Here is a 5752-nt window from a genome sequence, read left to right as displayed (position 1 = left end):
CCCGCACACCGCGTCGTCCCGAAACTGGGGCCCGGCGGCGGACCCGGCGCCCCGGGCGCCGGCCGTGCCGCTGTCCGCGGCCGGGGACAGCATCCCCAGCTACCCCGCCGCCGAACGCGCGGTCAAGGCCGTCGCCGAAGCCGTCCGGTACGGGCAGTGGCGCCGGGCCACCGCCGACGACCTCGGGCGGGTCCCCGAGTACGAGGACATCGACGAGGCCGGAACCGCCGACCGGCTGGCCCGGCTGCTGGCCGACGTCGAACCCGGTGCCGTGCTGACCCCGACCGACTGGGACGCCCGCGAGCTGCTCGCGGGCTACGGGATCCGCGTCCTGCCCACCCTGCCCGCGCCGAGCGCCGACGCGGCGGTCCGCGCCGCCGGGGTGCTGGGCTACCCGGTGGCGCTCAAGACCACCGCCGCGCACCTGCGCCACCGCGCGGACCTGGGCGGCGTACGCCTCGACCTCACGAACGAGGCCGAGCTGAGGCGCTCGTACGAGGAGCTCACCGACGCGCTGGGCAAGCCGGCCGAGCTCCAGCCCGTGGTGCAGGCCATGGTGCCGCGCGGGGTCGACACCGTCGTCCGCTCCGTCATCGACCCCGCCGCGGGCGCCGTCCTCTCCTTCGGGCTCGCCGGCGTCGCCTCCGAGCTCCTCGGTGACACCGCGCACCGGCTCGTCCCGGCCACCGACCGGGACGCCGCCGGACTGATCCGGTCCATCCGGACCGCGCCCCTCCTGTTCGGCTGGCGGGGCAGCGACCCCGTGGACACCCCCGCCCTGGAGGAACTGCTGCTGCGGCTGTCCCGCCTCGTGGACGACCACCCCGAGGTGATCGGCGTCTCACTGGAGCCCGTCGTGGTCGCCGCCGAGGGCGTATCCGTGCTCAGCGCCACCGTCCGCGTCGCCCACCCGCCGGCCCGCGGCGATCTCGGCCCGCGGACCCTCCCCAGTTACTGACCGGGCCGGCGCGGCCTGAGGGCCCCGTACGGGCCTTAGGATGGACCTCATGGCGAAATCCGGTACGACGACCCAGGGGCTGCGCACGGCGATCGAGCGCAGCGGCTACTACCCGGCCCTCGTGGCCGAGGCCGTGGAGGCCGCGGTGGGCGGCGAACCGATTTCGTCGTACCTGGTCCACCAGGAGACGACCTTCGACTCCAACGAGGTACGCCGGCACGTCACCGTGCTGGTCCTGACGGGCAACCGCTTCATCGTCAGCCACACCGACGAGCAGGCCGCCGACGCCGGATCCCCCTCCCCGTACGCGACCACCTCCACCGAGTCGGTCAAGCTGTCCAGCATCTCCTCCGTGGTGCTCAGCCGGGTCGTCGCCAATCCGGAGTCCTACACCCCCGGCACCCTGCCCCGCGAGGTCGTCCTGACCATCGGCTGGGGCGCGGTCTCCCGGATCGACCTGGAGCCAGCCGCGTGCGGCGACCCGAACTGCGACTCCGACCACGGCTACACCGGCAACTCCACCGCCGACGACCTCAGCCTGCGGGTCAGCGAGGCCGGCGACGGCCCGGAGGCGGTGCGGCAGACCCTGGTCTTCGCCCAGGCGCTCTCCGAGGCAACAGCGGCGACCTCCGCCACCCCCGCCCGCTGATGGCGTACTCCGCGGCACAGGAGTGGCCCGAGCCGGAGCTGCTGGACCTGGCGGGCGCCCCCGTCCCGGAGTACGGTGCCGGGTCGCTCGCCGACCTGCTGCCCACGCTCGTGGCCGGCCAGGGCGTCCCCGGTTTCACCGCCGCGATCCCCGAGCTGACCCCGGCCGACCGGAACTGCGTGTTCCTGGTCGACGGCATGGGGTGGGAGCAGATAAAGGCCCACCCGGCCGAGGCCCCGTACCTCACCTCCCTGCTGGGCAGCTCGCGCGGCGGCACCGGCCGCCCGATCACCGCGGGCTTCCCGGCGACCACCGCCACCTCGCTCGCCTCCGTGGGCACCGGCCTGCCCCCGGCCCGCCACGGCCTACCCGGCTACGCCGTCCGCAACCCCGCCACCGGCGAACTGATGAACCAGCTCCGCTGGCACCCGTGGACCTCGCCGAAGCCCTGGCAGCCGTACCCGACCGTCTTCCAGCGGGCCGACAAGGCCGGGGTGGCGACCGCCCAGGTGTCCTCGCCCGCCTTCCAGACCACCCCGCTCACCAAAATCGCGCTGAGCGGCGGCACCTTCCTCGGCCGGATGACCGGCGAGGAGCGGATGGACCTGGCGGCCGAGCGCCTCGCGGCCGGTGACCGCTCGCTCGTCTACACGTACTACAGCGAGCTCGACGGGGCCGGCCACCGGCACGGCGTGGACTCCGACGCCTGGCGCGGCCAGCTGATGTACGTGGACCGGCTGGTCCAGCGGCTCGCCGAGCAACTGCCGCCGCGCACAGCCCTGTACGTGACCGCGGACCACGGCATGGTCGACGTCCCCTTCGACGAGGATGCCCGGATCGACTTCGACGAGGACTGGGAGCTGAGCGCCGGCGTCGCCCTGCTGGGAGGCGAGGGCCGGGCTCGGCACGTGTACGCGGTGCCGGGCGCGCAGGCCGACGTACTGACCGTGTGGCGAGAGGTACTCGGCGACCGGTTCTGGGTCGCGAGCCGCGAAGAGGCCCTGGAACTGGGCTGGTTCGGCACGCCGGGGGAGTGCGACGAGCGCGTGCTCGGGCGCATCGGCGACGTGGTGGCGGCCGCCCAGGCCGACGTCGCGATCACCGCCTCGCGCAACGAGCCGAACGAGTCCGCCCTGACCGGTATGCACGGCTCCATGACCGCGGCGGAGCAGCTCGTCCCGCTGCTCGAAATCCGCACCTGACCCTCCGCCCTCACCCCGCACCCGCGCCCGCACCACCGCCCACCACCTGCCCACGACCCGAAAGGTCCGTACTTCCCATGCCCGAGCTGGTGTTCTTCTCCGGAACGATGGACTGCGGAAAGAGCACGCTGGCGCTCCAGATCGCCCACAACCGCGACGCTCGCGGCCTGCAGGGCGTGATCTTCACCCGCGACGACCGCGCGGGCGAGGGCAAGCTGTCCTCCCGGCTGGGCCTGGTGACGGAGGCGATCGAGGCGCCGGAGGGCATGGACCTGTACGCGTACCTGGTCGCCCAGCTGTCCCAGGGCGGCAAGGCGGACTACGTGATCGTGGACGAGGCCCAGTTCCTGGCCCCTGAGCAGATCGACCAGCTGGCCCGCATCGTCGACGACCTCGACATGGACGTCTTCGCCTTCGGCATCACGACGGACTTCCGCACGAAGCTCTTCCCCGGCTCCCAGCGCCTGATCGAGCTGGCGGACCGCCTGGAGCAGCTCCAGGTCGAGGCGCTGTGCTGGTGCGGCGCCCGAGCGACGCACAACGCCCGCACGGTGGGCGGGGCGATGGTGGTCGAGGGCGCCCAGGTCGTGGTCGGCGACGTGAACCGCCCGGCGGAGGAGATCGGCTACGAGGTCCTCTGCCGCCGCCACCACCGCAAGCGGATGACGAGCGCCGCGGCCCACGCGGGCGCCCTCTCCCCGGACGTCCTCCCGGTCAACCACGCCTGAACCCTTCCCCGCATGGAGCCGAGGGTGGGAGGGGCTCGTGGAGCCAGGGCAGGCCTGCTGAGGTACCCGGAAGGGGCATCGCTGGTGCCCCGTGGGAGGTGCCCGCACACGGCGTGACGGGTATCGTCGGGCTTGTTCTCCCCCGGTGTGTACGTCGTGTGCGACCAGCACTGGATGATCGACCGCCCGTCGCAGCTGCCCGTGCACCTGGTCGCGGCGAGTGCCGGCCGCAGGATGGTCCTGCACGCGATGCACAGCGTCGAACTTCGGCTCCACGGCTTCCGTCTCACGGCCCCGGCCGGTTCTCGGACCTCGCACAACGGCGACGGCGATCAGGGCTTCGGCCGCCAGGCACATGTAGGCGGTGGCGGACACGGCGTACCAACCTCGAATAAAATCAATCGAGATGGCACGCATGTACGATCTTTCTGGTGGGTTGTCTTCCAGCGATGACGCGAGCGGGCTGAGGGGGAGACGTGTCGCTGCGCGATCTGGTACGCGACGAAATGGCCGCGTCGATGTCTCCTTCCGAGCGGCTGGCGGCGCTGCGCTCTGCGCGCCTGTACTTCCAACGCCCTGACGAGCCCGGCTTCTTGGTCTGCGAGACGGAAGGGGGTCCGGTGGTGCCGGTTTTCACCTCCTTGGAAGCACTCGGGCTGTTCGCAGGGCCCTGCGGGTGGGCGTCCACGACCGTCGCGGACTTGGTGGAGCTCCTGCCCGAGGGGGTGCGCGCGTTGGTGGATCCGCTGGGTCCACGGACGTTCGTGCTGGACGCGGAAGTACTGGAGACCACGGACACGGGGGAGCGCAATGGCGGAGCCTGACACGGGAGCGCCGGCCCCGGGCGACGGCTACAAGATCGAGATCGCCTCGGTGCGCAAGGTGCTGACGCCGCTGGAGGAATCCGTGGTGGCCGCGCGCCAGATCAAGCGTGACTGGCAGGCGATGTCCGCGCAGATCGCGAACTCGGCCGACTTCGACATCTCCTCTTCGACCGAGAAGATGCTCTCGTCATGGGGCTTCGGCATGGGTCAGGTGGCTGAGTACACGGACACGGTGGTGGAGACGCTCCGCCAGGTCCTCGCCGCCTACGTGTTGGCAGATCTCCTGCGCATCGAGGACTTCTCGCCGACCGCGGCGAACATGGCCAAGCTGCCGTTCGGCGAGCGTGGCCTGGAGGCGTGGCAGGAGGGGTCCAGGCCGAAGTTCGATCCACCGCCCGAGATCTATCAGGAGCCGTGGCTGGACGACGGCGACACCGGCAATTACCAGGACGTGCCCCAACGCCCCCGCCTGCGCGTCGACGGCGGCTGGGAGGTCGACGGCGGTTCGAAGTCGAAGGGGCCGATCATATGACGAGCCGCGATGCGATGGAGGGCGGCGCAGTCGAGCGCATACCTCCCCATGCCAAGCCCAGCGATGTCATTTACGGCAACTCGATGGACGTCGACGATCTCGCCCTCAAACTTCTCGCCTATGCGGGCGCGTTCAAGGACGGGCTGGACAAGCTGGTCGACCTGTCCTTGATGGACTGGGCTGGAGCCGGCGCGGAGGGGTTCAAGAGCGCGACTCAGAAGCTTCCCCGGGACCTGGAGTCCGCGCAGAAATACTTCGAGGCCTCCGGGAAAGCCCTGGACTCCTACGCCTACAAACTGCGCTCGGTCCATACGCGCGTCAGGCCGATCATCGACGACGCGGACGAGGCACGGGCGACCTCCAAGAACTACTGGAAGCGCGTCACGGACTACAACGCCGCCTTGGATCGCAAGGATGATCCACTGCCGGAGCGTCCGCCGGACGACGATCCCGGCCTCGCCGCCTTGAAGGACTGCTACGACCGCTTGGACAAGCTCGAGACCGAGCTGCAGACCGTCATCGACGCGGCCAAGCGGCAACTCGTCAAGGCGGCGGATGAAGCCCCGGACAAGCCGCCGCCCCTCAAAGGGTGGAACAAGTTCGAGAAGGGGCTGGGCGACTTCTTCGGCGGCGCAGGCGACACCATGCGCGGCTGGTACGACGGTTTCGACGACCTCGTCCGTGACGGGCCTGATGGCGTCGGCCTGCACCTGGCGGGCATGGTGGACGGGGCCTCGTACGCCGTCCAGCACCCCCAGGAGTTCGCCAAAGCCGTCGTCAACTGGGACGAATGGCAGCGAAACCCCTCCCGTGCGGCCGGGCAGCTCACCCCCGAACTCCTCCTCGCTCTCGCCAGCGG

General features: G+C 71.1%; 8 protein-coding genes. All 8 read left to right on the top strand.

Annotation, left to right across the window (positions count from 1 at the left end; all coding sequences use genetic code 11):
• Positions 1 to 958 (top strand): acetate--CoA ligase family protein (locus ACWGIU_RS27335; RefSeq protein ID WP_453710085.1); only part of this gene is annotated, 958 nt, incomplete at its 5' end.
• A gap of 49 nt (positions 959 to 1007) precedes the next feature.
• Entirely contained in the window at positions 1008 to 1607 is a 600-nt protein-coding gene (locus ACWGIU_RS27330) for a DUF5998 family protein (protein ID WP_030713230.1), read from the top strand.
• On the top strand, positions 1607 to 2809 hold the full coding sequence (locus ACWGIU_RS27325) for an alkaline phosphatase family protein (protein WP_453710083.1): 1203 nt from the start codon (positions 1607 to 1609) through the stop codon (positions 2807 to 2809). The genes ACWGIU_RS27330 and ACWGIU_RS27325 overlap by 1 nt, the downstream gene beginning before the upstream one ends.
• 77 nt (positions 2810 to 2886) lie before the next feature.
• The gene (locus tag ACWGIU_RS27320; RefSeq protein ID WP_453710081.1) at positions 2887 to 3537 is read left to right on the top strand and encodes a thymidine kinase; all 651 of its coding nucleotides are present in this window, start codon (positions 2887 to 2889) and stop codon (positions 3535 to 3537) included.
• 147 nt (positions 3538 to 3684) lie between these two features.
• Positions 3685 to 3990: a DUF6928 family protein gene (locus ACWGIU_RS27315; RefSeq protein ID WP_453710087.1), complete on the top strand. Its 306-nt coding sequence runs from the start codon at positions 3685 to 3687 to the stop codon at positions 3988 to 3990.
• A gap of 23 nt (positions 3991 to 4013) precedes the next feature.
• Entirely contained in the window at positions 4014 to 4361 is a 348-nt protein-coding gene (locus ACWGIU_RS27310) for an SseB family protein (RefSeq protein ID WP_453710079.1), read from the top strand.
• A complete protein-coding gene (locus ACWGIU_RS27305; protein WP_453710077.1) occupies positions 4348 to 4893 on the top strand; it encodes a hypothetical protein in 546 nt (181 codons plus the stop codon). The genes ACWGIU_RS27310 and ACWGIU_RS27305 overlap by 14 nt, the downstream gene beginning before the upstream one ends.
• Positions 4890 to 5752, top strand: an 863-nt coding sequence (locus ACWGIU_RS27300) for a putative T7SS-secreted protein (RefSeq protein ID WP_453710075.1), incomplete at its 3' end; no start/stop codon positions are given. The genes ACWGIU_RS27305 and ACWGIU_RS27300, both read left to right, overlap by 4 nt.

It is taken from the genome of Streptomyces sp. NPDC054840, assembly GCF_053611065.1.
Note: the sequence above shows the minus strand (reverse complement) of the source record. Positions and strands in the feature narration are given on the sequence as shown.